General features: G+C 65.6%; 25 protein-coding genes. 11 read left to right on the forward strand and 14 right to left on the reverse strand.

Going from position 1 to position 23,817, the window contains the following annotated elements; translation table 11 throughout:
- Positions 1–3: 3 nt before the first annotated feature.
- From FJ988_RS25240 to FJ988_RS25275, 8 genes are all read right to left on the reverse strand, one after another.
- A complete protein-coding gene (locus FJ988_RS25240; protein WP_140821067.1) occupies positions 4–1,068 on the reverse strand; it encodes an ABC transporter ATP-binding protein in 1,065 nt (354 codons plus the stop codon).
- Positions 1,068–1,856 carry an ABC transporter permease gene (locus tag FJ988_RS25245; protein ID WP_140821068.1) on the reverse strand — a complete coding sequence of 263 codons (789 nt, stop codon included), beginning with the start codon at positions 1,854–1,856 and terminating at the stop codon, positions 1,068–1,070. Before FJ988_RS25245 ends, FJ988_RS25240 begins: the two co-directional genes overlap by 1 nt.
- Positions 1,856–2,725: an ABC transporter permease gene (locus FJ988_RS25250; RefSeq protein WP_140821069.1), complete on the reverse strand. Its 870-nt coding sequence runs from the start codon at positions 2,723–2,725 to the stop codon at positions 1,856–1,858. The genes FJ988_RS25245 and FJ988_RS25250 overlap by 1 nt, the downstream gene beginning before the upstream one ends.
- Positions 2,726–2,753: 28 nt before the next feature.
- Positions 2,754–3,818, reverse strand: coding sequence for an ABC transporter substrate-binding protein (locus tag FJ988_RS25255; RefSeq protein ID WP_140821070.1), 1,065 nt, complete (start codon positions 3,816–3,818; stop codon positions 2,754–2,756).
- 39 nt (positions 3,819–3,857) lie between these two features.
- Positions 3,858–4,829, reverse strand: a complete 972-nt coding sequence (locus FJ988_RS25260; RefSeq protein WP_140821071.1) for a PfkB family carbohydrate kinase — start codon at positions 4,827–4,829, stop codon at positions 3,858–3,860.
- Complete coding sequence (locus FJ988_RS25265) at positions 4,826–5,857, reverse strand: ADP-ribosylglycohydrolase family protein (protein ID WP_140821072.1); 1,032 nt, start codon at positions 5,855–5,857, stop codon at positions 4,826–4,828. Before FJ988_RS25265 ends, FJ988_RS25260 begins: the two co-directional genes overlap by 4 nt.
- 2 nt (positions 5,858–5,859) lie before the next feature.
- The gene (locus FJ988_RS25270) at positions 5,860–6,585 is read right to left on the reverse strand and encodes a GntR family transcriptional regulator (RefSeq protein WP_140821073.1); all 726 of its coding nucleotides are present in this window, start codon (positions 6,583–6,585) and stop codon (positions 5,860–5,862) included.
- A gap of 171 nt (positions 6,586–6,756) precedes the next feature.
- Positions 6,757–7,539, reverse strand: coding sequence for an IclR family transcriptional regulator C-terminal domain-containing protein (locus FJ988_RS25275; protein ID WP_140821074.1), 783 nt, complete (start codon positions 7,537–7,539; stop codon positions 6,757–6,759).
- 92 nt (positions 7,540–7,631) lie between these two features.
- On the opposite strand from FJ988_RS25275, the gene FJ988_RS25280 reads away from it, so the two are divergent.
- From FJ988_RS25280 to pcaF, 3 genes are read left to right on the forward strand one after another with little or no spacing between them, the layout of a single operon-like run.
- Positions 7,632–8,489, forward strand: a complete 858-nt coding sequence (locus FJ988_RS25280; protein ID WP_140821075.1) for a CoA transferase subunit A — start codon at positions 7,632–7,634, stop codon at positions 8,487–8,489.
- On the forward strand, positions 8,486–9,283 hold the full coding sequence (locus FJ988_RS25285; protein WP_140821076.1) for a CoA-transferase subunit beta: 798 nt from the start codon (positions 8,486–8,488) through the stop codon (positions 9,281–9,283). The genes FJ988_RS25280 and FJ988_RS25285 overlap by 4 nt, the downstream gene beginning before the upstream one ends.
- Positions 9,284–10,489 carry a 3-oxoadipyl-CoA thiolase gene (pcaF, locus tag FJ988_RS25290; protein WP_140821077.1) on the forward strand — a complete coding sequence of 402 codons (1,206 nt, stop codon included), beginning with the start codon at positions 9,284–9,286 and terminating at the stop codon, positions 10,487–10,489.
- A 160-nt stretch (positions 10,490–10,649) separates the two neighbouring features.
- Here the strand turns inward: pcaF and pobA are convergent, their stop codons facing one another.
- From pobA to pcaD, 6 genes are read right to left on the reverse strand one after another with little or no spacing between them, the layout of a single operon-like run.
- On the reverse strand, positions 10,650–11,822 hold the full coding sequence (pobA, locus tag FJ988_RS25295) for a 4-hydroxybenzoate 3-monooxygenase (RefSeq protein WP_140821078.1): 1,173 nt from the start codon (positions 11,820–11,822) through the stop codon (positions 10,650–10,652).
- Entirely contained in the window at positions 11,822–12,874 is a 1,053-nt protein-coding gene (locus FJ988_RS25300) for a 3-carboxy-cis,cis-muconate cycloisomerase (protein WP_140821079.1), read from the reverse strand. The genes pobA and FJ988_RS25300 overlap by 1 nt, the downstream gene beginning before the upstream one ends.
- Positions 12,875–12,885: 11 nt before the next feature.
- Positions 12,886–13,497, reverse strand: coding sequence for a protocatechuate 3,4-dioxygenase subunit alpha (gene pcaG / locus FJ988_RS25305; RefSeq protein ID WP_140821093.1), 612 nt, complete (start codon positions 13,495–13,497; stop codon positions 12,886–12,888).
- Between the two features lie 2 nt (positions 13,498–13,499).
- Complete coding sequence (pcaH, locus tag FJ988_RS25310) at positions 13,500–14,252, reverse strand: protocatechuate 3,4-dioxygenase subunit beta (protein ID WP_140821080.1); 753 nt, start codon at positions 14,250–14,252, stop codon at positions 13,500–13,502.
- Entirely contained in the window at positions 14,245–14,643 is a 399-nt protein-coding gene (pcaC, locus tag FJ988_RS25315) for a 4-carboxymuconolactone decarboxylase (protein WP_140821081.1), read from the reverse strand. Before pcaC ends, pcaH begins: the two co-directional genes overlap by 8 nt.
- Entirely contained in the window at positions 14,636–15,448 is an 813-nt protein-coding gene (pcaD, locus tag FJ988_RS25320) for a 3-oxoadipate enol-lactonase (RefSeq protein WP_140821082.1), read from the reverse strand. The genes pcaC and pcaD overlap by 8 nt, the downstream gene beginning before the upstream one ends.
- Before the next feature lie 92 nt (positions 15,449–15,540).
- On the opposite strand from pcaD, the gene pcaQ reads away from it, so the two are divergent.
- The 8 genes from pcaQ (at position 15,541) to FJ988_RS25360 (ending at position 23,646) form a co-directional block, all read left to right on the forward strand.
- The gene (gene pcaQ, locus FJ988_RS25325; RefSeq protein ID WP_140821083.1) at positions 15,541–16,458 is read left to right on the forward strand and encodes a pca operon transcription factor PcaQ; all 918 of its coding nucleotides are present in this window, start codon (positions 15,541–15,543) and stop codon (positions 16,456–16,458) included.
- A gap of 163 nt (positions 16,459–16,621) precedes the next feature.
- Positions 16,622–17,938 (forward strand): ABC transporter substrate-binding protein, encoded by a 1,317-nt coding sequence (locus FJ988_RS25330; RefSeq protein WP_181183665.1) that lies wholly within the window; start codon positions 16,622–16,624, stop codon positions 17,936–17,938.
- Between the two features lie 37 nt (positions 17,939–17,975).
- Positions 17,976–18,707, forward strand: a complete 732-nt coding sequence (locus FJ988_RS25335; protein WP_140821095.1) for an ABC transporter ATP-binding protein — start codon at positions 17,976–17,978, stop codon at positions 18,705–18,707.
- A complete protein-coding gene (locus FJ988_RS25340; protein ID WP_140821084.1) occupies positions 18,704–19,426 on the forward strand; it encodes an ABC transporter ATP-binding protein in 723 nt (240 codons plus the stop codon). The genes FJ988_RS25335 and FJ988_RS25340 overlap by 4 nt, the downstream gene beginning before the upstream one ends.
- Positions 19,423–20,319 (forward strand): branched-chain amino acid ABC transporter permease, encoded by an 897-nt coding sequence (locus FJ988_RS25345; RefSeq protein WP_140821085.1) that lies wholly within the window; start codon positions 19,423–19,425, stop codon positions 20,317–20,319. Before FJ988_RS25340 ends, FJ988_RS25345 begins: the two co-directional genes overlap by 4 nt.
- Positions 20,316–21,371 carry a branched-chain amino acid ABC transporter permease gene (locus tag FJ988_RS25350; protein WP_140821086.1) on the forward strand — a complete coding sequence of 352 codons (1,056 nt, stop codon included), beginning with the start codon at positions 20,316–20,318 and terminating at the stop codon, positions 21,369–21,371. Before FJ988_RS25345 ends, FJ988_RS25350 begins: the two co-directional genes overlap by 4 nt.
- Positions 21,372–21,373: 2 nt before the next feature.
- Positions 21,374–22,159, forward strand: coding sequence for a coniferyl-alcohol dehydrogenase (locus FJ988_RS25355; protein ID WP_140821096.1), 786 nt, complete (start codon positions 21,374–21,376; stop codon positions 22,157–22,159).
- Positions 22,160–22,200: 41 nt separating this feature from the next.
- Positions 22,201–23,646, forward strand: a complete 1,446-nt coding sequence (locus FJ988_RS25360; RefSeq protein WP_140821087.1) for an aldehyde dehydrogenase — start codon at positions 22,201–22,203, stop codon at positions 23,644–23,646.
- The last annotated feature ends 171 nt before the right edge of the window (positions 23,647–23,817 follow it).

A 23,817-nucleotide genomic window follows, 5' to 3' on the forward strand; every position in this document is an offset into this window, starting at 1 on the left:
AGTTTAGGCCGCGATCAGCACCGTGCTGTCCGGCGACCAGCTGAGCACCACCGGTTCGCCCTCGGCCAGCCGTTCGGCGCCCGTATTCTGCACGATCACTTTCAGCGTCTGGCCGTCCCGGTCGACGAAATAGGTGCTGTTGTTGCCGGCGAAGATGCGTTTCGACACCTGCCCCTTGAGCGAGTTGGCATTGCCCGTGTCGGGCTTCACTACCCCGGTCGAAATCTGGATGCGTTCCGGCCGCACGGCGCAGCTTGCCTTGGCGCCGGGCACCAACCTGTCGCCCACGGCAGCGGCAATCGTCGTGCCGTCGGCCAGCAGGATTCCGTTGCCGGTGGCATTGCCGCGAAAGATGTTGGCGTCGCCGAGGAAGGTCGCGGCGAACTCGCTTTGCGGCCGGTCGTAGATCTCTTCCGGCGGACCTTCTTGCACCAGCCGGCCGTCGCGCAATATGCCGATGCGATCGCTCATCGTCAGCGCTTCTTCCTGGTCGTGCGTGACGAAGATGGTGGTGATGCCGATCTCGCGCTGGATGCGCTTCAGCTCGATCTGCATATCGACGCGCAGCGCCTTGTCGAGCGCCCCTAACGGCTCGTCGAGCAACAGCACGCGCGGCTTGGTGACGATGGCGCGTGCCAACGCCACGCGCTGGCGCTGGCCGCCGGAGAGCTGGTGCGGCTTGCGGGCGCCGAGCTTGCCGAGTTGGACGAGGTCGAGCGCGCGCTGCACTTCCGCTGCGATCGTCGCCTTCGCCTCGCCGCGCACCGAAAGGCCGAAGGCGACATTGTCGGCGACGCTCATATTGGGAAACAGCGCGTAGTTCTGGAACACCATGCCGATGCGCCGCTTCTCGACCGGCACCCGCTCGACGCTTTCGCCACCGATGGCGATGCGGCCGGAGTCCGGAAAATCGAAGCCGGCGATCTGGCGCAGCAGCGTGGTCTTGCCGCTGCCCGAAGGCCCGAGCAGCGCATAGAAACCGCCGTCGGCGAAGTCGATCGAGACATCGTCGAGCGCCTTGTGCGCGCCAAAACTGCGGGAGACATTCGCGACCTGGACGCCAGCCATTACTTCTCTCCGCCAAATTTGAAGAAGCGCGCCGTGAGCAGCATCAGCGCCATCGACACGACAATGATGATCGTCGAGACCGCGTTGATCTCGGGCGTGAAGCCTTTGCGGATCGCCGCGTAGATTTCGACCGGCAGCGTCGTCTGTCCAGGCGTCGACAGAAAGTACGAAACCACGAACTGATCGAACGATACGGCGAAAGCGAACAGCCCGCCGGCGATCACGCCAGGCATGATCCAGGGCAGCGTGATGCGCATGGTGACCTGCCACTGGTTGGCGCCGAGCGAACGCGCGGCCTCCTCCAACTCCGGCGCGAAAGTCTGCAGCCGGGCCGAGACGACGACGATCACATAAGGCAGCGCCAGCGCGACATGGCCGAGCAGGATCGCCACCAGCCCGCGGCCGATGCCGATGCCGAAGAAGAAGATCAGCATCGCCGTGCCAGTGATCAGCCACGGAATGGCGATCGGTGGGAAGAGCAGCGCCTGCAGCACTTTCTTGCCGCGGAACTCGTAGCGGTAGAGCGCCAGCGACGCCATCGCGCCAAGCACTGTCGAAATGATCGTGGTGATGACCGCGATCTCGATGCTGTTCCACGTCGCCGCGATCAGCTGGTCGTTCTGCCAGAGCGAGGCGTACCAGTCCGTCGTCCACTCGAACGGCAATTGGTAGAAGGGCGAGGCGTTGAACGACATCGCCGCCATGATGATGATCGGCAGATAGAGGAAGCCGAGCAGAAGCACGATGTAGAAGCGCCCGAGCCATTCGAGGATACGCGTCGTCGCCATCAGCCGGCCCTCCGCAGGACAGGCGCAGCTAGCGCCAGGATGATCAGCACGACGGCGAGCAGGATGAAGGAGAGCGCCGCCCCCAGCGGCCAGTTGAAGACGGCGACGAACTGATCCTCGATGACGGTGCCGTAAAAAGTGCCGGTGCGGCCGCCGAGGATGCGCGGCTCCATGAAGGAGCCGACGACCGGCACGAAGATCAGCGCCGCGCCGGCGATCAGGCCGGGCATCGACAGCGGGATGATCACCCGCCACAGCACCTGCCGCCGCGAGGCGCCCAGCGAACGGCCCGCCTCGATCAGCGAGTCGTCAATCGCCTGCAGCGTCAGATAACAGGTCAGCACCATGTAGGGCACATAGGAGTGCACCAGGCCGATGATGACGGCCGGATAGGAATACATCAGATCGATGTTGATCTTGAAGGGCAGCACGGCGTTGAGCGCGGTGTCGAGGATGCCGCCCTCGCGCAGCACCATCGCCCAGGAGAAGATGCGCACCAGCCCATTCGACCAGAACGGCAGGATGACGAGCAGGAAGATCGCTTCACGGCTGCGCCCCTTGAGCACCTTGGCCAGCACGTAAGCCGCCGGATAGCCGATGACGATGCACCACAGCGTCACCTCGAGCCCGAGCCGCAGCGAGGCGAGCATGAGCGTGGCATAGAGGCCCTGCGAGAAGAAGGCCGCGTAGTTGCCGAGCGTGAAGGCCCAGTCTTTGCCTGCCAGCGGCAGATCGGTCATGAACGAGAAGAACACCATGGCCGACAGCGGCAGGAAGATCGCCACCGTCAGCCACAGATAGGCGGGAAGGAGAAGCGGCAGCGCCGGCTTCAGTCCGCGGCGCGAACCGATTGCAAGCTGGTCAGCCATGATGCCTCTCCTCCCCGAAAGACGTCGATTACTTGACGTTGACCTTCAGCTCCTGCCACAGCGCCAGATACTTCTCGCGCTGCTCGTCGGTGATCGGCGCCTGGAACTGGATGCGCTTGGCGACATCGGGGCTGCCCATGACCTTGCGGTTGAAGGCATCCTCGGGCAGCGCGTCGACCGCCTTGGTGTTGGCCGAGACCGGCGCGCCGACCTTGGTGACCCATTCGACGTAGAATTTCGGGTCGATCATGTAGTTGATGAACGCCTCGGCGCCGGCGACGTTCTTGGAGTCGACGGGAATGGAAAAGGCGTCGAGCCAGGCGACAGAGCCTTCCTGCGGGATGACCAGCGACACCGGCAACTTGAAATGCGTCTTGGCGCGGTCGGCCGAGCCGCTCCAATAGGTGCCGATGTCGATCTGGTTGGAGGCGACCATCTGGTTCCAGTCGTTCTCCGAGCTCCAGAAGGTCTTGATCTGCGGCATCAGCGAGGTGAGCTTCGCCTTGACCGCCTCCATATCCTTGATGTCGTTGATGTTCTGGCCCGAGGCCAGCGCGCCGAACTGCACCGCTTCGACGGCGTCGTCGCGGATGATGACGCGGCCTTTATGCGCCGGGTCCCACATTTCGGCGATGCTCGTCGGCGGCTTGTCGAAGGACTTGTCGTTGATGGCGAGAGCCGTCAGGCCCCACACCCACGGCACGCCATAGACCTTGCCGTCATGGTTGAGCATCGGCGAGCCGGCCTTGTCCTTGGCGATGTCGGCATAGTTGGACAGCTTCGAGACGTCGATGGGCTGGATCAGTTTGCCGGCCATCGCCTGGTCGTTGAAGGCGGCGTTGATCATGACGACGTCGTAGAGTCCGGGATTGGTCCGGATCTTTGTCAGCATCTCCTGTTCGGAGTTGAAGAAGTCGTTGACCACCTTGTAGCCGGTCGCCTTCTCGAAATTGGCGACCGCCCACGGTTCGTCGGCGCCATAACCCTTCCAGTTGAGGACATGCACTTCCTCGGCGGCCTGCGCGGCGAGCGTGAAGGCGGAAACGAAGACGGCAGTCGCCGTCAAGAAAGCAGTCAGTCTGGGCATGCGCATGTCGTTTTCCTCTCATTGTTTGCCCGATTGACGGGCTTGTTAAGTTGCGGTCGCTTCCTCCTGGCCCCGCTCGGTTGCTTGTCCGTGTCGGGTCAGGAATTCCTGGATCTCGAGATCGGCTGGCGCCGAGGACCCGCCATGGCGGGTGACGGAAAGTGCTGCCGCCGCGTTGGCGTAGCGGGCCGCGTCGCAAGCGCGCATGCCGCGCGACAGGCCGCTGACGAAGGCGCCGATATGCGTGTCGCCGGCGCCATTGGTATCGACGGCCTCCACCTCGAAACCGGGCACCGTCCGTATCCCGCCATCGGCAAGCCGCACCAGGCAGCCACGCGCGCCGGCGCGGATGACCACGCCCGCCGCCTGCGGACAATGGTCTTCGAGCAGCCGGACGGCCACGGTCTGGGCATCGCCAGATCCGGCGATCGCGGCCGCTTCATCGGTGTTGCAGCTCAGCCAGGTCGTGCACGCCAGCACCCGGTCGAGGATCGGCCGCGGAATGTCGGCGATCACCGGCGTCGGGTCGAAGACGAAAGGAATGCCGACCGGCAGCGCCTCGATCCAGCCGGTCAGCGCATCGCGGCTGCCGGGATAGCTCAGCGTGTAGCCCGAGGTGAAAACCCAATCGCCCGGAACGACTTGGACCGGCTTCATCATGTCGAGCGTCAGCCGACTTTCGGCGCCGGGCCAGGAGACGAAGGTGCGCTCGGCATCGCCGCTGATCATGGCAACGCAATTGCCGCTGTCCATGATCGCCGATGGCGGCGTCAGCGTCTCGATGCCTTCGGCGGCGAAGGCGGCGCGCAGGAAATCGCCATCCGGACCGGTGCCGAGCTGTCCGCCGAACACCACCTTCATGCCTGTGCGGCGCGCCGCGACCATCATGTTGAAGCCGCCACCGGCGACGCGGGCGTAAGCCGACGCGGTCTTCTCCGCGCCGGGCGCCGGCAAAGCATCGATGCGGTAGACATAATCCACCACCGCGCTGCCGACATGGACGAGCCGCCCGCTCATGCGGCGGCCTCCTTGCCGGAGCCGGCCTTGCTGGTCCGCGCCGCCACCAGATCGCCGGCCAGCAAACGAACCTCCGCAAGGTCGATACCCCGGAGTCCGGCAATGCGATCCTGCGGCAGGTTCGACAGGCCGCTGCAGGCGCCGGCCATGCCGGCGGCGATCGCGCCGATCGTGTCCGTGTCGCCGCCGAGATTGGCGGCGATGACGGCCGCGCGCCAGACATCGCCTTGCGCGACTTCCAGCACTGCGAAGGCCGCAGGCACCGATTCCTGGCTGGCGACGCCTGTGCCGATGAGGTCGACGATCAGCTTGATCGCCTCCTTCTCCGCCTTGCCGCGGACAAGCTCCTGCGCCCAGGCGATCCGGGCGGCGATGTCGCCGCCGGTAACCCAATGGCCGAGCGCCGCGCCCAGCCGTGCCGCCGTGACAGCGTGGCCGGAAGCGGCGCGCCAATCGCCGCCCGAGACACCGAGGCTGACCGCCGCGGCGACAGCGCTGGCGGAAGCGATGGCGATGGATGTGTTGTGCGTGGCGCGGCAGGTCTCCGCCACCTTGGCGACAAGTGCCGCGAGCGGTTCCGGCGGCATCATGATGCCGACCGGACCAATGCGCATCGCGGCACCATTGGTGTCGCCGTTGCGGCCCGCCTCTTCCGGCGGCACACCGTCATTGATGGCGTCGATGGCGCGCTTGGTCGAAGGTCCGAGCAGGTCGTAGCTGCCGCGCGCCTTGACGTCGCGCTCCCAATCCAGCAGCGCATTGACCCAGCGCGCATGGTCGAAGCGCTCGCCGGGACTGACCAGGATGCGGCCGAGCAGCAGCGCCTGCTCGGTGTCGTCGGTGATAGCGCCAGCCGGCAGCCCCTTGGAAACTGGATGGTCGTCCGTGGGCGCGACAAAACCTTCGACATGGCCGTAGAGCTCGGCGATGCGCGCCGGCGACAGAAGCTGCGTGGGCATGCCGAGCGCGTCGCCGAGCGCGCCGCCGATCAGCGCACCCATTGCCCGGTCGATCAGGTCGATCGCCATGCTCAGAACTCCAGATGCAGCGCGAAATGCGCAGGGTTGAGCAGGCTGGTGACGAATTCGATCACGCGCCCGTCGGCGGCACGCGTCAGGCGCCGCGTGCGCAGGAAGGGGGTGCCGGGCGCGCAGTCGAGAATGGCGGCATCGGCGGCGCTCAGCATCTCGATGTCGACCCATTCCTCGCCATGGTCGGGAACCAGCCCTGCCCCGCGCAGCGTCTGATGCAGTGTGCCTTCGCGCAGGCCGCGCAAGGGAATGTCTTCAAGCTCCGGCGACAGCGGCAGGCGGCTGCGCTCGATCGAGATCGCATGGCCGTCGGCAGCATTGGTGCGGGCGCGGTCGACCGCGATGAAGGACGGGCTGTCGACACCGAGCCGCGCCGCGAGTTCGGCGTCCTCGATGATTTCCAGCCGCAGCGTACGGGTTTCCGCGTTGGCGCCGGCATTGGCGAGCGCGCGCGACCAGCCGATGGCGTCGTCGACAGGCATGCCGTCGAAGGTGACGAAGGACCCGATGCCGACCCTGGTGGTGATCAGCCCGCGGCTCGACAGCTCTTCCAGTCCCTTGCGGACCGTGTTGCGGCTAACGGAGAAGCGCTGGACGAGCTCGTTCTCGCTCTGCAGTCGGTCGCCGAAGCCAAGCACGCCGGAGCGGATTTCATGTTCGAGAACCGTCGCGATCTGCTCGGGCTTGCCCGTGCCGGGAATGATCTGCACTGCGCGACGGGCCATATCAATACCTGTTCAGTGAACCTGTATAATCCTGTTCATTAGCGTATGTGCAGAGAAGCGTCAACGGCTAGCTTCTTCTCCCCGTCACTATACGGGGAGAAGTGCCCGGCAGGGCGATGAGGGGCAGCGCCGGCCTCAGACAATTGCCCGGCTGTCGAAGACGATCGCCGATCAAACGAAGAAAAATTCCTCGACCCGTTCTTTGGCCCTGCGCAGCACCGGCAGGATATCGCGCTCCATCGCCTCGACCGAAAACCGCGCCGACTGCGTCGAGAGGTTGATGGCGGCGACGGTGCGGCCGGCGCGGTCGGCGATCGGCACGGCGATCGAGCGCAGGCCGAGTTCGAGTTCCTCGTCGACTATGGCGAAGCCGTCCGCCCTCGCCTTGTCGATGGCCTTGCCGAGCGCGGCGCGGCCGATGATCGTCTTCGGCGTGCGCCGCTCGATTGTCGCGTCAGCGAGGAAGGTCTTCAACTCATCTGCCGGCAGCCCGGACAGCAGCACGCGGCCCATCGAAGTGCAATAGGCCGGCAGCCTGGTGCCGACATCGAGCGCCACGCTCAAAATGCGGCGGCCGGGAATGCGCGCGACATAGACGACATCCTCACCCGACAGCACCGCCGCATTGCAGGCCTCGTCGAATTTAGCAGCCACCTCGCGCATGATCGGCGCGGCGAAGGTCCACAGCGATGCGCCGCCAAGCCATGTCCGCGCCACGGTCAAGAGGCGCGGCGACAGCGAAAACAACCGCCCCGACTGCGTGGCGTAACCGGTCGCGGCCAGCGTCAGCAGAAAGCGCCGCGCGCCGGCCCGCGTCAGCCCAGCTTCCTCCGCCATCTCGGTCAGTGTCATGCCTTCCGGATGGTGCGCGAGGATTTCCATCACCGCCAGGCCGCGTTCCAGCGAACCGACATGGTCGCGCGAGCCAACATCATCGTCTGCCGCCGCTTCCATGACATTGACTCCCAATCCGTGTCAGATTAAAAAGTATCGCATATCAAACATATGTTCGCAATGCGAACTTTTCTGATCGCCGGAGTTTGAAAATGGTGAAGTTCCTGCCGCTGAAAGAGGCCGTCGCAGAGAACCTGCACGATGGCGACACGGTGGCCTTCGAGGGTTTCACCCATCTGATCCCGACCGCCGCCGCGCATGAGGCGATCCGCCAGGGTTTTCGCGATCTGACGCTGATCCGCATGACGCCGGATCTGATCTACGACCAGATGATCGGCATGGGCATGGCGAAAAAGATTGTATTCTCCTATGTCGGCAATCCGGGCGTCGGCCTGCTGAGGCGCGCTCGCGATGCCATCGAGAACGGCTTTCCGCGCTCGATCGAGGTCGAGGAGCACAGCCATGCTGGCATGGCCAATGCGTATGAGGCGGGCGCCGCCGGCCTGCCCTGCGCCGTGTTCCGCGGCTATCGCGGCGCCGGCCTTGCTTCTGTCAATCCGAACATCAAATCCGTCACCTGCCCCTTCACCGGCGAGGTGCTGGCCGCCGTTCCGGCGATCCGTCCCGACGTCACCTTCATCCACGCCCAGAAGGCGGACCGCAAAGGCAATGTGCTGGTCGAAGGCATTATCGGCATCCAGAAGGAGGCCGTGCTTGCGGCCAAGCGCGCCGTGGTGACGGTCGAGGAAGTGGTCGACAGTTTCGCCGACCTCCACCCCAACCTCACCGTGCTGCCGAGTTGGACGATCGCCGCGATCTCGGTCGTGCCCGGCGGCTCGCATCCATCCTACACACATGGCTACTACGAGCGCGATAATGCCGCCTATCTCGAATGGGACGAGATCGCCGCCGACCGCGACCGTTTTCAGGCGTGGATTGAGAAGAACGTCATCGAAAGCAGCGCCGACGACTTTGCCGGCCGCGTCGGACATCTGAGGAAAGCTGCATGAGCGACGATCTGGGATTCACCCCCAACGAGATGATGACGATCGCCGCCAGCCGCGCGCTGAAGAGCGACGATGTCTGCTTCGTCGGCATCGGCGCGCCTTCGGCCGCCTGCAACGTCGCGCGGCTGACGCATGCGCCCGACATCACGCTGATCTATGAGAGCGGCACCATCGGCACGGCGCCTGACGTTTTGCCGCTGTCGATCGGCGACGGCGAATTGTGCGAGACGGCGGTCACCACAGTCGCGGTGCCGGAGATGTTCCGCTACTGGCTGCAGGGTGGCCGCATCTCGATCGGCTTCCTGGGTGCTGCCCAGCTCGACAAGTTCGGCAACATCAACACCACCGTCATTGGCGACTATGCGCATCCGAAGACGCGGCTCCCCGGCGGCGGCGGCGCGCCGGAGATCGCCACCTCGTCGAAACAGGTCTACATCACCATGGCGCAGTCGAAGCGCGGCATGGTCGAGAAGATCGACTTCTTCACCTCTTTCGGCCATGGCGAAGGCGGCGACCACCGCCAGCGTCTCGGCATCGATACGGCCGGCCCGACGCTGCTGATCACCGACCTCGCCATCTGGAAGCCGGACCCGGTGACCAAGGAATTCACCGTCGTCTCGCTGCACCCCGGCGTCACTCGCGAACAGGTGCAGGCGAGCTGTGGCTGGGTCGTAAAATTCGCCGAGGCCCTCGACGAGACGACGGCGCCGACGGAACTCGAGCTCAAGACATTGCGCGACCTGCAGGCCCGCACCAAGGCGGCGCATGAGGGGACCGCCAGAGGGAAAGCTGCATAGATGGCCGACGCCTATATCTGCGACTACATCCGCACGCCGATCGGCCGCTTCGGCGGTTCGCTGTCCTCGGTGCGCGCCGACGATCTCGGCGCGATTCCGTTGAAGGCGCTAATCGAGCGCAATTCCAGCGTCGACTGGGCGGCTGTCGATGACATCGTCTATGGCTGCGCCAACCAGGCCGGCGAGGACAACCGCAATGTGGCGCGCATGGCGCTGCTGCTGGCAGGCTTGCCGCAAGACATTCCGGGCTCGACCGTCAATCGCCTGTGCGGCTCGGGTATGGATGCCATCACCATCGCCGCGCGCGCCATCAAATCCGGCGAGGCCGAGCTGATGATCGCCGGCGGCGTAGAATCGATGAGCCGCGCGCCCTTCGTCATGCCCAAGGCCGACGCAGCCTTCTCGCGCAATGCCGAGATTTACGACACCACCATCGGCTGGCGCTTCATCAACCCGCTGATGAAGAAACAGTACGGCGTCGATTCCATGCCGGAGACGGGCGAGAATGTCGCCGAGGATTTTTCCGTCAGCAGAGCCGACCAGGATGCCTTCGCCGTGCGCAGCCAGGACAAGGCCGTTGCCGCGCAGGCCAATGGCCGCTTGGCGAAGGAGATCACACCGGTGACGATCCCGCAGAAGAAGGGCGATCCGGTTGTTGTCGGCAAGGACGAGCATCCGCGCGCCGGCACCACGATCGAGGCGCTGGCCAAATTGCCGACGCCGTTCCGGCAAGGCGGCACGGTGACCGCCGGCAACGCCTCCGGCGTCAACGACGGCGCCGCCGCCCTCATCATCGCTTCGGAAGCCGCAGCGAAGAAATATGGCCTGACGCCGATCGCCCGCATCCTCGGCGGTGCCGCCGCGGGTGTCGCGCCGCGCGTCATGGGCATCGGCCCGGCGCCGGCGACGAAGAAGCTCTGCGCCCGCCTCGGCCAGAGGCCGGACCAGTTCGACGTCGTCGAGCTCAATGAAGCCTTCGCCTCGCAAGGCATCGCCGTGCTGCGCCAGCTCGGCATCGCCGAGGACGCCGCGCACGTCAATCCGAATGGCGGCGCGATCGCGCTCGGCCACCCGCTCGGCATGTCGGGTGCCCGCATCACCGGCACGGCGGCGTTGGAGCTGCGCGTGCGCGGCGGCCGCTACGCTTTGGCCACCATGTGCATCGGCGTCGGCCAGGGCATTGCGATCGCGCTGGAGCGCGTCTGAAATCGATTGGCGCGCGCCAGGGTGTGCCGAGATTCAGGTCAGGCCGAGTCGAAAATGGTGGGTTCCGAGAACCGGAGCGGAGCGTACTTTTCGTACGTGAGCACCGGAAGCGCAGGAACCCGCCATTTGCAGGCCGGCCTCACCTGAATATCGACACACCCTAATAAGGTAGGCCGACGTAGTTCTCAGCCAACGCCGTAGACGCCGCTTTCGAATGAACGAGATAGTCGAGCTCGGCCTCCTGGATGCGCTGGCCGAACTCGCCCGTCTCGGGAAAGCGGTGCAGCATCGTCGTCATCCACCAGGAAAAGCGTACCGCTTTCCATACCCGCGCCAGCGCCTTGGCCGAATAGGCGTCGAGCCCTGCCTCTGATTTCTCGCGATAGAATTCGCGAAGCCCGGCAAACAGATAGCACACATCGCTGGCGGCAAGGTTGAGGCCCTTGGCGCCGGTCGGCGGCACGATATGGGCGGCGTCGCCGACCAGGAAGAGTTTCCCGAAACGCATCGGCTCGGCGACGAAGGAGCGCAGCGGCGCGATCGACTTTTCGAAGGACGGCCCGGTGGTGACGGTAGCCGCGATCTGCGGCGGCAGGCGGCGACGCAATTCGTCCCAGAAGCGCTCGTCGGACCAGGCCTCGACGCGCTCGTCGGCCGGCACCTGCACGTAGTAGCGGCTGCGCTGCGGCGAGCGCATCGAGCAGAGCGCAAAGCCGCGTTCGTGATTGGCATAGACCAGCTCATGGTCGGCCGGCGGCACTTCCGCGAGCACCCCCAGCCAGCCGAACGGGTAAGTCCGCTCGAACGTCTTCAGCGCGCCTTCCGGCACCGATTTGCGGCTGACGCCGTGGTAGCCGTCGCAGCCGGCGATGAAGTCGCAGTCGATGCGATGCGTCACGCCATCCTTGTCGTAGGTGACGAAGGGCGACATGCCATCGAAATCATGCAGCGCGACATTCGAAACTTCGAACACGGTGACAAGCCCAGCCGCCTCGCGCTTCTGCATCAGGTCCAGCGTCACCTCGGTCTGGCCGTAGACGGTGACCTGCTTGCCGCCCGTGAGCGCCGTCATGTCGATGCGGTGCGCGCGACCGTCGAAGGCCAGCGAAATGCCCTCATGCGGCAGGCCCTGGGCATGCAATCTCTCTGCCGCGCCCGCTTCGCCCAAAAGGTCCACCGTGCCCTGCTCCAGCACGCCGGCACGCACACGTCCAAGCACATGCTCGCGGCTCGAGCGCTCGAGGATGACTGTCTCCACGCCGATGGTTGCCAGCAATTGCCCGAGCAGCAACCCGGACGGACCCGAGCCGACTATAACGACCTGCATGCGCATCAGTGTCCAAGGCTTTCGATTTGTGCGGCAAGTTCCGCCGCGAGCCGGAGCGCACCGGCCGTCGCGACGACCATCTGCGGCAAGATCAGCCACTCCAGTGTCCAGGCGGCGCCCGAGCGCTCCTGCTCGTGCACAAGGGCCTGGTGCATGCCGGAAAGCTGCACGGCGTTGAAGCGCGCCAGCGCCACCAGCACCTCCGCCTTCACCGGATTTTGCTTATGAGGCATGGCCGACGAGCCGCCGCCACCGGACAATCGGATGTCGGAGCCGGTCTGCGCCATCAACGCGACATCCTGCCCGAACTTGCCAAGACTGCCGGTGACGAGCGACAGCCACGAGGCGAACTCGGCGAGCGCGTCGCGCTGACTTTGCCATTGCGGAGCGTCGGCAAGGTCGAGCTTGGCTGCAAGCATTGCGCGGACGGCAGCGGCCTTGTCACCAAGTTTTTCCAGCGTGCCGGCGGCGCCGCCGAACTGCGGCAGCAGCAGCCGGCTGGAGACCTTAGCGAGACGTTGCTGATGACGTTCGAGCGGCGCGCGCCAGGAAAGTATCCGGTCAGCCACCGTGATCGGAATCGCCGGCTGCATCCGCGTCACCGCCATGAACGGACGATCACCAAATTCCAGTTCGATCCCGCTCAGGCGGACGACATTCTCGCCAAGCAGCAGGCCGATATGGTCGACAACCTGGCTCAAACGCAGCACCAGCGAGGTGTCGATGACATCCTGGCTGGTGGCGCCGAAATGAACGAACGCGTCATGCGGCGCACCGACAGCGGCTTTGATCTGCCGCACCAGTTCCGGCACCACGACGCCATCCTTGGCGACGCCGGTTCTCAGCTTCGCCGTATCCGGCCGGAACGAACTTAGCACCTTGACGATTGCTGTCGCGGCCTCGCGCGGTATGACGCCATGCTTGGCCTCGGCCTCGGCCAGCGCGCGTTCGAAGGCGAGCATCGCATCGATGTCGGCTTCTAGGGAAAAGTGCCGCGCCGCCTCCTCGTCGCCGAGCAGGCCGGAAAGCAGCGGATGGTCGAAGGGCGATACGGTCATGGCGCGGCCGGTCAACTGTCGAAGAAGACCGTCTCCTTCACGCCCTGCAGATGGACGTCGAAGACGTAGCTGTCGCCCTGGCGCTCGGCGATCAGCGTCGCCACGCGTGCGCGGTGTTCGATGCGGGCCAGGATCGGATCCTCGGCATTGGCCTTTGCCTCGTCGGAGAAATAGAGCCGCGTGTTGAGGCCGATATTGATGCCGCGCGCCACGATCCACAGGCTGATATGCGGCGCCATCAGCCGCCCGTCGCGGAACGGCACGCGGCCGGGCTTGATCGTCTGGAACAGGCAGACGCCGGTTTCCATGTCGGTCGGCTGCCGGCCCCAGCCCAAGAAATTCGGATCGGCCGTGCCGCGCAACTCGGCCGGCGAATTGTAGAGCCCGCCGGCATCGGCCTGCCAGATCTCGACCAGCGCGTCCTTCAGCGGCGCGCCGGCGCCGTCGATCACACGGATACGCAATTCGATGCGCTCGCCCTTGGTCTCGCCGTTGACCATCGTCGCGCCGAGATCGCTTTCGTAGACCCCGCCGATGCCGCAAAAATTCGGCGTCAGCCCGATATGCACGTAAGGGCCTGCGGTCTGCGAAGGGCTCTCCTTCAACCGGTCGAGCGATTGCATCGTCAATTGCCCTCCGGCCGGTTCTCGAACAGAGTCGAGCGGCGCCCCCGCAGCACGATGTCGAATTTGTAGGCAAGCGCATCCATCGGGATCGTCGATTGCATGTCGAGCATCGCAATCAGTGCCTCGACGGCGGCTTTGTCGCGAATGCCGCCGACGATCGGACAGCGCCAGATCAGCGGGTCGCCCTCGAAATACATCTGCGTAATCAGCCGCTGCGCGAAGCCATGGCCGAACACCGAGAAATGGATGTGCGCCGGACGCCAGTCGTTCGGGCCGTTCGGCCATGGATAGGGCCCGGGCCTGACGGTGCGAAAGGCGTAGCCGCCGTCCTCGCCGGTGATCGCGCGGCCGCAGCCGCCGAAATTCGCATCGAGCGGCGCGAGATACCCGTCCTTCTTGTGGCGATAGCGGCCGCCGGCATTGGCCTGCCAGAATTCGACCAGCACGCCCGGCACGCCCCTGCCCCGCTCGTCGAGCACGCGCCCATGGACGATGATGCGCTCGCCGATGGCGCTCTCGCCCGGCCTGGCGAAATTGTGGATCAGGTCGTTGTCGAGCTCGCCGAGCATCGCATGCCCGAACACCGGCCCGGTCAGTTCCGACAGCGTGTTGTCGAACGAAAGCAGCGCCTTCTGCGGCGAACGCAGCACCGAACTCTTGTAGCCCGGCGTGAAGGCCGGCGGATGCCATTGCCGGTCGCGCTGGAAGAAGGCGCCGGTTTCCGGCGCGCGGTTGGAGCCGGGCTCAGCCATGGGCGGCTCCATCCATCTGCGCGAACACCTCCTTGGCGATCTTGAAGGCGCGGTTGGCGGCCGGCACGCCGGCATAGATCGCGACGTGCAGAAAGGCTTCGCAGATGTCGTCGCGCGAGGCGCCGGTATTTGCGGTGGCGCGCACATGCATGGCGACCTCCTCGTCATGGCCGAGTGCCGCAAGCAGCGCCAGCGTCACGATCGAGCGCTCGCGCTTCGACCAGCCGGGACGGGCCCAGACCGTTCCCCAGGCGGCCTCGGTGATCAGTTGCTGGAAAGGCCGGTCGAAATCGGTCGCGGCGTCCTCGGCGCGGTCGACATGCTGATCGCCAAGCACGGAGCGCCGAACCTCCAGACCGGTCCGATGGCGGTTCTTCGTAACGTCATCCATGAGCGGACTTTCCCTCGGGCAACGAGCCGACGAAATTGCGGATCAGACTGACGAGCGCTTCGGGCTGCTCGACACAAGGAATGTGCCCGGCATTGCGGATCACCTCGAAGCGCGCGGCGGGAATGAGATCCGCCAGCGAGCGAACGAGAGCGGGCGGCGTCGAGCCGTCCTGATCGCCGACGACGCACAGCGTCGGCACCGCGATGCGGCGCGCGCTGTCGGTGTAGTCGGCATCGCGCAACGCCACGCAGGTGCCGACATAGCCGGGCAGCGCCTGCCTGGTCAGCATGTTGCGGCAGCCGGCAAGATCGACAGCTCGATGCGCATGAAAATCCGGCGTGAACCACACTTTCATGATGCCGTCGGCGATCGCCTCGATACCGTCGCGCTCGACGGTCGCGATGCGCGTGTTCCAGCTCTCGTCGGTGCCGATCTTGTGCGCGGTGTCGGAAAGGATCAGCGCCTCGACAGATCGGGGATGGCGTGTGTAGAGCCGCTGCGCGATCAGGCCGCCGACCGACAGGCCGAAGAGCACAACCTTGTTGAAGCCGAAGTGATCGATGAGACCGAGCAGGTCGTCGACATGGTCGTCCATCGAGTGCACGCCCGCGCCAATGTCGGAAAGCCCATGGCCGCGCTTGTCGTAGACGAGCATCGGCATTTCGCCCGCCAGTTTCGCGACGACGTCGTCCCAGATGCGAAAGTCGGTGCCGAGCGAATTGATGAAGATGATCGGCCTCGCGGAGCCTTTCGCGTCGCTATAGCTATGATGCAGCGTCACGCCGCCGATGCTGACGAATGGCACGATTTCGATCCTCCAAAGTCACATTGCACGACGCGTTTGGTTCGGTAAAATGATATTTTGCGGCGTTTCATTAACTTGAGGGTTATCGAACCATGGCCGAAAGCCGGATTCGCTTCCGTCATCTGCAGGCGTTTCTCGAAGTCGCGCGCCAAGGAAGCGTGGCGCGCGCGGCCGACTTCCTGCATGTCAGCGCGCCCGCGGTGACCAAGACTCTGCGAGAGTTGGAAGAAGCGCTCGGCGTCGCCGTCGTCGAGCGCGACGGCCGCGGCATCCGCGTCACGCGGCTCGGCGAGATCTTCCTTGGACATGCCGGCTCGGCCATCTCGGCGCTGAAGCGCGGCGTCGATTCCGTGCGCCAGAACGGCGCCCTCAATCGCGATCCGATCCGCATCGGCGCGCTGCCCACTGTGTCGGCGAAAGTGATGCCCAAGGCAATGAGCCTGTTCCTCGAGGAAAACACCGGCGCCGCGCTCAAGATCGTCACCGGCGAGAATGCCGTGCTTTTAGAGCAATTGCGCACCGGCGCGCTCGATCTCGTCGTCGGCCGGCTGGCGGCGCCCGAGCACATGACCGGCTTCTTCTTCGAGCACCTTTATTCCGAACAGGTGCTGTTCGTCGTGCGCGCCGGGCATCCGCTGACGGAGCCGGGAGCCGACATCTTCGCGCGACTCGATGAGTTCCCGGTGCTGATGCCGACGCGGGAATCCGTCATCCGCCCATTCGTCGATCGGCTCTTCATCACCAACGGCATGACCGCGCCGGCAACGGAGATCGAAACGGTGTCGGATTCTTTCGGCCGCGCCTTCATGCGCCAGAGCAATGCGGTCTGGATCATATCGGCCGGCGTCGTCGCCAACGAGATCGCCAGCGGCGCTTTCGTCATGCTGCCGGTCGACACCGAGGAGACCAAGGGGCCGGTCGGCCTGACGATGCGCACCGATACTGCGCCCTCGCCCGCCTTCACCATTCTGTTGCAGACGATCCGCGAGGCAGCCCGGCATCACGCCTGACGGTTTTCACTAACCTCACAGTTAATGAAACAACGCAAAATATCATTTTACTGAACCAAACCGCTAATGCAATGTGACGACGGAGGATCGAAGCCGAGCCATCTGACCCATGACCGCTACGCCGGTTGTCAGACCAATGGAGCGGCCAATGAGGGAGGAGCAGATGTCTCATACGACCGGTAGCAAATCCAACATTTCAGGCATGTCGCGGCGCCAGTTCATCGCCACTTCGGTGGCCGGCGGCGCGGCGCTCGCGCTCGGCCGCGGCAAAGCCTTCGCGCAGGCTGCCGACACGCTCAAGGTCGGCTTCGTCAGCCCGCGCACCGGCCCGCTGGCCGGTTTCGGCGAGACCGACGGCTATGTGCTCGATCTTGCCCGCAAGGCCCTGGCCAAAGGCATCGAGCTCGGCGGCAAGAAATACAGCGTCGAGATCCTCGACCAGGATACGCAGTCGGACCCGTCCCGCGCCGGGCAGCTCGCCAAGGACCTGATCAACAACCAGGCGATCGACCTGATGCTCGCCGTCTCGACGCCCGAGGTCATCAACCCGGTCGCCGACGCCTGCGAAGCGGCCGGCGTGCCGTGCCTGTCCACCGTCATGCCTTGGGAAGCCTGGTATTTCGGCCGCGGCGCCAAGCCCGGCCAGCCCTCGCCTTTCAAATGGACCTATCATTTCGGCTTCGGCGTCGAGGAATTCTTCAAGGCCTATGTCTCGCAATGGAACCTGATCGAGACCAACAAGAAGGTCGGCGTCATGTATCCGAACGACGCCGATGGCAACGCCATCCGTGCGCATCTGGCGCCGCTGCTGGCCAAGCAGGGTTTCACCATCGTCGATCCCGGCGCCTACGAGACCGGCACCACCGACTATTCCTCGCAGATCGCGCTGTTCAAGCAGGAAGGCGTCGAGATCTTCAACTCCTTCCCGATCCCGCCGGACTTTGCCGCCTTCTGGCGCCAGGCCGCGCAGCAGGGCCTGACGAGGCAGATCAAGATCGCCCAGGTCGCCAAGACCGGCCTGTTCCCCTCCGACATCGAGGCGCTTGGCGACCTCGGCATGAAGATTTCCAGCGCCGCCTATTGGCACAAGGCCTTCCCCTATAAGTCGCCGCTGACCGGCGTGTCGGGCCCTGAGCTTGCCGACGGCTACGAGGCGGCGAGCGGCAAGCAGTGGACGCAGCAGCTCGGCGCTTCCATGTCGCTGCTCGACGCCGGCTTTGAGGCGCTGAAGGCGAGCGCCAACGCCAAGGACAAGGCGGCTGTCGCCAAGGCGCTGAGCACGCTCAAGACCGAGACCATGATCGGCAAGGTCGACTTCACCAGCGGCCCGGTACCGAACGTCTCGCCCGGCCCGATCATCGGCACGCAATGGGTGGCCGCCAAGGACGGCAGCAAATTCCCGCTCGATTATGTCGTGACCGAGAACGCCACCGACCCGAAGGTTCCGGTCGAAGCCAAGCTCCAGCCGTATAACGGCTGATCCCGATCGGGCGCGTGAGGATCGCATCGTGAACGCTATGCCCAACGCTGCGATCCTCAATGCCGCCGGCATCCACAAGCGCTTCGGCGCGCTGGTGGTGCTGGACGACATCGACTTCGCCATGGGCGCCGACGAGGCGGTCGGCATCGTCGGGCCGAACGGCGCCGGCAAGACGACGCTGCTCAGCGTGCTCTCCGGCGCCTATCCGCCAAGCGCCGGAACGATTGCCTTCAAGGGCGATGACGTGACCGCGCTGGCGGCGACGCAGCGCTGCCGGCTGGGCCTCGTGCGCACGCATCAGGTGCCGAAACCCTTCAGCGGCATGACCACTTTCGAGAATGTCTTCGTCGCCGCCTCGCACGGCGCCGGCCTTGGCCGCGACGAGGCCTATGAGGAAGCGCTGGGCTCGCTCAAGCTCTGCGGCATGCTCGGCGTCGCCAACCGCCGCGCCGAGACGCTCGGCCTGCTCGACCGCAAGCGCCTGGAGCTGGCGCGGGCGCTGGCCGCGAGGCCGACCCTGCTTCTGCTCGACGAGATCGGCGGCGGCCTGACCGACGGCGAGGCCGGCGAATTGGTCGAGACGATCCGCGAGCTTCGCCGCCGCAAGATCGGCATCGTCTGGATTGAGCACATCGTCCACATTCTTTTGCAGGTAGCCGAGCGGCTGATCTGCATGGATGCGGGAAAGATCATCGCCGACGGCGAGCCGCAAGCGGTGATGGCCGATCCGCAGGTGATCAGCGCCTATCTCGGCGGGGGCCCGAAATGAGCCTGCTGTCGATCGAGGATCTTGTTGTTCGCCACGGCCTGCTGCAGGCGGTACGCGGCGTCAGCTTCACCGTCGAGCGCGGCGAGACGCTGGCGCTGGTCGGCGCCAACGGCGCCGGCAAGACGACGCTGCTGAGGGCCATTGCCGGCGCGCACCAGGCAGCGTCGGGACGTGTTCAGTTCGACGGCGCCGATCTTTCCGGCGTGCCTTCGCATGAGCGCGTCCGCAAGGGCATCGCGCTGGTGCCGGAAGGCCGTCGGCTGTTCGTCCAGATGACGGTCGAGGAAAACCTCCTGCTTGGCCGCACCGCCGGCCGTCCCGGCGACTGGAGCGTCGAGCGCGTGCTGGAGACCTTTCCCAATCTCAAGTCGCGCCGCCACGCCAAGGCCGGACACCTCTCCGGCGGCGAGCAGCAGGCAACGGCGATCGGCCGCGCGCTGATGAGCAATCCAGACTTGCTCTTGCTCGACGAAGTCTCGCTCGGCCTGTCGCCGCTGGTCGTCGACCGCGTCTATGCCTCGCTGCAGGGCCTGATCAGTTCCGGCACGACGATCATCCTGGTCGAACAGGATCTCAACCGCGCGCTCTCCGTCTCCGACAAGGTGATCTGCATGCTCGAGGGCCGCATCGCGCTGGCCGGCGAAAGCAAAAACGTCTCGCGCGACGAGGTGACCAAGGCCTATTTCGGCCTGCACCGCGCCGGAGGCGTGCCGGCATGATGAACCAGATCGTCCAGGGCGTCCTGCTCGGCGGTTATTACGCGCTGATCGCCTGCGGCCTCTCCTTCATGTTCTCGGTGATGCGCATCATCAACCTGGCGCATGGCAGCCTCGCTGTTCTGTCGGCCTTCGCGCTGTGGCTGCTCGCCTCGCGCTTCCACATCCCGCCTTTCCTCGGCCTGCTCGTCGTGCTGCCGCTGATGGCGGTGATCGGCTGGGCGCTGCAGCGCTTCCTGCTCGAACGCAGCGCGCGCGGCGGCGCGCTGCTGCCGATCCTCACCACCTTCGGCCTCGCCATCGTCATCGACAATGTGCTGTTCGAGCAATTCGGCGCCGACACCCGCTCGCTGGCGCCGTTCATCGGCAGCCTGTCCTACGATTCCTGGGAATGGCCGGGCAGCATCTATGTCGGCAAGCTGGCGGTGATCATCTTCATCGCGGCCGTCTTGCTGCTCGGCGGCCTGCAGCTCTTCCTCACCCGCACCGGCCTCGGCCGTTCGATCCGCGCCACGTCGGAAGACCCTGATACAGCCGGCCTGGTCGGTGTCGATGCGCGCCGCGCCAATGCGGTCGCCGCCGCGATCGCCATGGTCACGGTCGGGCTGGCCGGCGCCTTCCTCGGCATGCGCGCCACCTTCGACCCCTATGCCGGCGCGACGCAGCTGCTGTTTGCCTTCGAAGCGGCCGTCATCGGCGGCGCCGGCTCGCTCTGGGGCACGCTGATCGGCGGCATCGTGCTGGCGCTCGCCCAGACGCTCGGCGCGACGGTGCACCCGCAGGGCTTCCTCATCGGCGGCCATCTTGCCTTCCTGATCGTGCTGTTCATCCGGCTCTATACATCGGGCCTCGGCCTGCGCGGCTTGCTCGGTCTCGCCTCGGGGAAGGCATCATGAGCGCCGGCGTCATCGAACGCGGCACGGCCGCCTCGCGCATCGCCGGATTTGGCGTCGCCGCCATTATCCTGTTGCTTGCCGTCGCGCCGCAGTTCCTCTCGGCCGGCGCTGTCGACCGCATGACCGCGCTGTTCATCTATGTGATCCTTGCCGCGATGTGGAATGCGCTGGCCGGTTTCGGCGGGCTGGTTTCGGTCGGCCAGCAGGTCTTCTTCGGCCTCGGCGCTTACTTCGCCATCCGGCTTGCCAATGCCGGGCTCAATCCCTTCGTCTCGCTCTTCGTCTCGGCAATCATCGTCGGCGCGGTGTCATGGCCGATCTCGCTGTTCATGCTGCGCCTGAAGAACGGCGAGTTCGCCATCGGCATGTGGGTTATCGCCGCGCTCACGCATCTCCTCGTCAATCTCGACCGGCTGATCCAGGGCGAGACCGGCACCTCCCTGATCTCTCTCAACGTCTATGATGCATCGATGCGCCGCGTGACCATCTACTGGCTGGCGCTGGGCTCGATGGCGGCGCTGCTGGCGATCCTGTTCGGCCTGCTGCGCGGCAGCACGGGCGCGGCCATCCGCGCCATCCGCGACAATGAGGATGCGGCGGCCTCCGTCGGCGTGCGCGTCACCGGGACCAAGCGGCTGCTCTTCGTGCTCGCCGCCTTCGGCATCGGCGTCTCCGGCGCGCTGTGGCTGGCGACCTCGATCACCTTCCAGCCGAAAACCTATTTCAGCGTGCAGTGGACCGCCTACATGATCTTCATGGTGCTGGTCGGCGGCATCGGCACGTTCGAGGGCGCCATTCTCGGCGCGCTGATCTTCTTCCTCATCGAAACCTGGTTCGGCGGCGCCGGCGTCTGGTACCTGATCGGCCTCGGCGCCACAGCGCTGGTCTTCTCGCTGCTGTTGCCGCGCGGCCTGTGGGGCACGCTGGAAGAGCGCTTCGGCTGGCGGCTGCTCCCGGTCGGTTACCGTGTCAGGCTTGCCGCCGCCGCGGTGGATCCGGCCGGCGAAACCGCCTCGTCGGCGCAGACAAAGACACATCGGGAGAAGGCATGAGCATCCTGTTCGGCAAGACGATCCTCATCACCGGCGTCGCCTCCGGCATCGGCGCGCGCACGGCCGAACTTGCCGGCCAGCTCGGCGCCGATGTCATCGGCATCGACATGCGCGAGCCCGACGGACATCAAGGCGTTTTCGTCAAGGCCGACATCTCGTCCAAGGCCGGCGTCGACGACCTCGTCGCGCGGCTGCCGCAGCGCGTGGACGCGCTCTGCAACGTCGCCGGCCTGTCCGGCAACACCGGCGCCGCGGCCACGCTCGCGGTCAACTTCTACGGGCTGCGGGCGCTTTCCGAGGCGATGGCGCCAAAGCTGCGCGAAGGCGGCGCCATCGTCAACGTCGCCTCGATCGCAGGTTATGGCTGGCGCGCCAATCTCAACCGTGCGGCTTCCATGGTTAGCGTTGAAGGTTTTCCCGATGTCACCAAGGTCATCGCCGACCATGCGGTCAAGAACGAGGAGGGCTATCCCGTTTCGAAGGAGTTGCTGCTCCTGTGGACAATGCGCGCCGCGCATCAGGACCTGTTCAAGCGCCGCGGCATCCGCGTCAACGCGGTCAGCCCCGGCCCGGTCGACACGCCGATCCTGAAACAGTTCCGCACCGTGCTGGGCGACGCCCGCGTCGACAGCGATATCGCCCGGGTCGGCCGTGCCGGCACATCCGGCGATATCGCGCCGGTCGTGCTGTTCCTGTGCTCCGACGGTGCACGCTGGATCAACGGCGCCAACGTGCCCGTCGATGGCGGCCTCGAGGCATCGATCAACGCCGAGGTGCTTGGCTTCTAGCATCGAATTTGCAAGCTCCACGGGGAGCGAGGGAGATACTCATGGACATCGGACTTTTGATCGACGGCGACGAACGAGCGGCAACCGGCAAAGCGTCATACGAACGCCTTGACCCCTTCACCGGCAAGCTGGCGACGCGCGCCGCCGCAGCCGACATCGCCGACGCCAACGCAGCCGTCGAAGCGGCCGCGGCAGCTTTTCCGGCATGGTCGAAGACCGGCCCCGGCGAGCGCCGCGCGCTGCTTTTGAAGGCCGCCGATGTCATGGCCTCCAAGGTCGGCGAGTTCACCAAATTGATGATGGAAGAGACCGGCGCCACCGGACCCTGGGCCGGCTTCAACGTCATGCTCGCCTCCAACATGCTGCGCGAAGCGGCCGCCATGACGACGCAGATCTCCGGCGAAATCATCCCCTCCGACAAGCCCGGCACGCTTGCCATGGCGATCCGTCAGCCGGCGGGCGTCTGCCTAGGCATCGCGCCGTGGAACGCACCCGTCATCCTTGGCACGCGCGCACTGGCGATGCCGCTCGCCTGCGGCAACACGGTCGTGCTGAAGGCGTCCGAGATGTGTCCCGGCACGCACCGCCTGATCGGCCAGGTGCTGGTCGAGGCCGGCCTGCCCAAGGGGGTCATCAATGTCGTCACCAATGACCCGAAGGACGCGGCGGCAATCGTCGAGGCGCTGATCGCGCATGCCGCCGTAAAGCGCGTCAACTTCACTGGCTCGACCAAGGTCGGCAAGATCATCGCCGAGCTTTCGGGCCGGCACCTCAAGCCGGCGCTGCTCGAGCTCGGCGGCAAAGCGCCGCTCGTGGTTCTGGACGACGCCGATATCGACGCGGCGGTGAATGCCGCGACCTTCGGCGCCTATATGCATCAGGGCCAGATCTGCATGTCGACCGAACGTCTCATCGTCGACGAAAAGATCGCCGACGAATTTGTCGCCAAGCTCAGCGCCCGCGCATCGCAGCTTCCGGCCGGCGACCCGCGTGGCCATGTCGTGCTGGGATCGCTGATCAGCAGCCAAGCCGCCGACAAAATGGAGGAGCTGATCGCCGACGCCACCGCCAAGGGCGCCAAGCTGGCGGCGGGCGGCAAGCGCACCGGCACGGTCGTCGAAGCGACGCTGCTCGACCATGTCACGCCCGCCATGCGCGTCTATGCGGAAGAATCCTTCGGCCCGGTCAAGCCGGTGATCCGCGTCAAGGGCGAAGACGAGGCCGTGCGTGTCGCCAACGACACCGAATACGGCCTGTCGTCCGCCGTCTTCAGCCGCGACATCCGCCGTGCCATGGCCGTTGCCGCGCGCATCCAGGCCGGCATCTGCCACATCAACGGCCCGACCGTCGGCGACGAGGCGCAGATGCCGTTCGGCGGCGTCAAAGGCTCCGGCTATGGCCGTTTCGGCGGCAAGGCCTCGATCGCCGAATTCACCGACCTGCGCTGGGTGACCATCGAAGATCCTGGGCAGCACTACCCGTTCTGATTTAGCGCCGGTTCTTCCTTCTCCCCTTGTGGGAGAAGGTGGATCGGCGCGCAGCGCCGAGACTGATGAGGGGTGTTCCAGCGAAGCGAGACGTTGGCTTTCCCTGGAGCACCCCTTGTGTGTTTGGAATCGTGCATTGTTGAGGGTGCCACGGACCAGGTGCTTGCCTGA

Source organism: Mesorhizobium sp. CU3, from assembly GCF_006442965.1.
Classification (GTDB): domain Bacteria; phylum Pseudomonadota; class Alphaproteobacteria; order Rhizobiales; family Rhizobiaceae; genus Mesorhizobium.